Annotated in this window: 4 protein-coding genes; all 4 read left to right on the top strand. The window is 61.4% G+C overall.

Annotation, left to right across the window (positions count from 1 at the left end; all coding sequences use genetic code 11):
- Window positions 1–322, top strand: a 322-nt coding sequence (locus RBR29_RS11515) for an ATP-binding protein (RefSeq protein ID WP_320349416.1), incomplete at its 5' end; no start/stop codon positions are given.
- Window positions 323–363: 41 nt separating this feature from the next.
- Window positions 364–1,017 carry a response regulator transcription factor gene (locus RBR29_RS11520; RefSeq protein ID WP_320349417.1) on the top strand — a complete coding sequence of 218 codons (654 nt, stop codon included), beginning with the start codon at window positions 364–366 and terminating at the stop codon, window positions 1,015–1,017.
- Window positions 1,018–1,188: 171 nt separating this feature from the next.
- Window positions 1,189–1,500 (top strand): DUF485 domain-containing protein, encoded by a 312-nt coding sequence (locus RBR29_RS11525; protein ID WP_320349419.1) that lies wholly within the window; start codon window positions 1,189–1,191, stop codon window positions 1,498–1,500.
- A partial coding sequence (gene actP, locus RBR29_RS11530; protein ID WP_320349420.1) for a cation/acetate symporter ActP occupies window positions 1,497–3,153 on the top strand: 1,657 nt, incomplete at its 3' end. The genes RBR29_RS11525 and actP, both read left to right, overlap by 4 nt.

Here is a 3,153-nt window from a genome sequence, read left to right on the forward strand (position 1 = left end):
GGGGGCGCCTTTGACGCGGGTGCAGCAGCTCGAAGCCCTGTTCATTCTCCAGGAGGCCCTGTCCAACGTGCGCAAGCACGCCCAGGCCAGCAAGATCGACATCCACCTGAGCAACCGCACCGATTTCCGCATGGAAATCACGGACGATGGGATCGGCTATGATCCTGACAGTCTGGCCGACCGGCCCGAAGGACACTTCGGCCGCCGCATCATGCAGGAACGCGCGCGGCGCATGGGCGCTACCCTGACGGTTTTGACCGCACCCGGACAGGGGGTTTCGATCGTGCTGGAACTGCCGGCCGACCAGCGTCGGCTGGCCTGACGAACCCATGTGCGGCTCGGTCCTGCCGCCGGGAGAAAACCATGATCAGAATCCTGCTGATCGACGACCATAGCCTGTTTCGCACGGGGATCCGCCTGCTGTTGCAGCGGCATCCCGAATTCGAGATCGTCGGCGAGGCGGCCGACGGGCTGGACGGCATCAAGCGCGCCCGGGAATTGGCGCCCGACGTGATCCTGCTGGACCTGAACATGCCGGGGCTTTCGGGGCTGGAAACGCTGCAATTGCTGATCCAGGACGTGCCCGATTGCGCCGTGCTGGTGCTGACCGTCTCCGAGGACGCGGAGGATCTGGGGCAGGCGCTCCAGGCGGGGGCCAGCGGTTATCTGCTGAAAAATGTTGACAGCGATGTGCTGGTGGCTGCAATCCACAAGGTTGCTGCAGGCGAGGCCACGATTGCCGACGAAATGACCGGCAAGCTGATCGAGCAGTTCCGGCGCCGCGCTGATCCGGCGGTGGGCGGGCGCGGCCAGCGCGATCGGCTGACCCAGCGCGAACGTGAAATCGTCCAGTGCCTGGCGCGCGGCGAAAGCAACAAGCTCATCGCCCGCAACCTGGATCTGTCCGAGAGCACGGTCAAGATCCACGTTCAGAATATCCTGAAAAAACTCGACCTCACCAGCCGGGTCCAGGTGGCGGTGTATGCCGTCGAACAAGGACTGCTCGACGAGACCTGAACACCCTCGCTGCATTGCCCGCGCCTACGACCAAAGTCGCCTGTCGGGAAAACATGATTCGTTCTATACATGCTGTACACAGAGCGCCATCCAGGTGCCCGCTCTCTGTACACACCGTGTCCAGAGGGCATCGATGCCCAGAATCATCAAACCCAACAAGGAGACACAGGAATGAATTCCGCCCATACTGTCGTGGCGACAGTCACCCAACATCCCGCCTACCAGGAACTGCTGCGAAAACGCAACCGCATGAGCCTGATCTTCTTTGGCCTGACGGTCATTGTGTACGCGGGCTTTATCCTGACGCTGGCCTTTGATCCCGAACTGTTCAGTCGTTCCGTCGGTTCCATGACCATGACGATCGGGGTGCTCAGTGCCGTCATCGTGCTGCTGAGCGCCGTCGTCCTCGTGTCCGCATTCGTCTATATCTCCAACAAGGTCTATGACCCCTTGCTGGCCCAGATCATGAGGGACGCGACATGAAAAAACTGCTTCTGAGCCTGGGCCTGTTCAGCATGGCCAGCGGCAATGCGATGGCTGCCGCACCGGGGCAGGCCAATACCTCGGCCATTGTCATGTTCCTGATCTTCATTGCCGGGACCATGGTGATTACCTGGTGGGCTGCCCGCCGCACCCATACCACCTCGGATTTCTATACGGCAGGTGGCGGTCTGACCGGGTTCCAGAACGGCCTGGCCATTGCTGGGGATTATCTGTCGGCCGCATCCTTCCTGGGCATTGCGGGCATGGTGTACGTCAGCGGTTTTGACGGCATGATCTATGCCATCGGTTTCATGTTCGGCTGGCCGGTCGTCATGTTCCTGATTGCAGAGCGGCTGCGCAATCTGGGACGCTACAACTTTGCCGACGTGACCTCGTTTCGCCTGGCCCAGAACCCCATGCGCATCCTGGCGGCCAGTGCTTCCTTGCTGATCATTGCCCTGTACCTGATCGCGCAGATGGTCGGCGCAGGCAAGCTGATCGTGCTGCTGTTCGGGCTGGACTACAACGTGGCCGTGGTGATTGTCGGCTCGCTGATGATGATTTATGTCACCTTTGGCGGCATGACGGCCACGACCTGGGTGCAGATCATCAAGGCCGTGCTGATGCTGTTCGGGGCCTCGCTGATGACGATCCTGGTGCTGGCTGCATTCCAATGGGATGTGGACGATCTTCTGGCCCAGGCCGTGGCGACCCATCCATCCGGCCATGCCATTCTCGAGCCCGGCGCCGCAGTCAGCAGCAATCCGCTGAACGTGCTGTCCTTGGGGATTGCGCTGGCTTTTGGTACGGCTGGCCTGCCGCATATCCTGATGCGCTTCTTTACGGTGGCCGATGCCAAGGAAGCCCGTAAATCCGTGATCTATGCCAGCAGCTTCATCGGCTATTTCTACGTGCTGACCTTCATCATCGGTTTCGGCGCCATCGCCTTGCTGGTCAAACACCCCGAATATTTCCAGACGGGGCCTGACGGTTCTTTCAACATGCTGTCCAATCTGATCGGGGGCACCAATATGGTGGCGGTGCATCTGGCCAATGCCGTGGGCGGCAATCTGCTGCTGGGCTTTCTGGCGGCCGTCACGTTTGCAACCATCGTGGCGGTGGTCGCGGGTCTGGCCCTGGCCGGAGCCGCCGCCATTTCACACGACTTGTACGCAAACGTCATCGCCAAGGGGCGCGCCACGGAAAAAGACCGGATGCGCATTTCGCGGATTTCCACGGTGGTGCTGGGCGTGCTGGCGATCCTGCTGGGCATCATTTTCGAAAACCAGAACGTCGCCTTCATGGTGGGCCTGGCGTTTGCCATTGCGGCCAGTGCCAACTTTCCGGTGCTGGTGCTGTCGATTGCCTGGCGAGGCTGCACCACGCGCGGCGCGACCATCGGTGGCTTCCTGGGGTTGGTGACGGCCACGGTGTGGGTGCTTCTGAGCAGCACGGTGTGGGTGGATGTATTCGGCTTTGCAGAACCCATCACGCCGTTCCCCAACCCTGGCATCCTGTCCATTCCGCTGGCCTTCTTCTCGATCTGGCTGTTCTCGACCCTGGATCGCAGTGCCCGCGCGGCCCAGGAACGCGATGCCTTCGAGGCCTTGACCGTGCGCAGCCAGACCGGCATTGGCGCGGCCAGCGCCAGCG

It is taken from the genome of Castellaniella sp., from assembly GCF_034007085.1.
In the GTDB taxonomy this organism is placed as follows: Bacteria; Pseudomonadota; Gammaproteobacteria; order Burkholderiales; family Burkholderiaceae_B; genus Castellaniella.

What these genes read in the sequence shown, in the direction of transcription:
- RBR29_RS11520 (WP_320349417.1), top strand. Translation starts at nt 364, where the DNA reads ATGATCAGAATCCTGCTGATCGACGACCATAGCCTGTTTCGCACGGGG.
- RBR29_RS11525 (WP_320349419.1), top strand. Translation starts at nt 1,189, where the DNA reads ATGAATTCCGCCCATACTGTCGTGGCGACAGTCACCCAACATCCCGCC.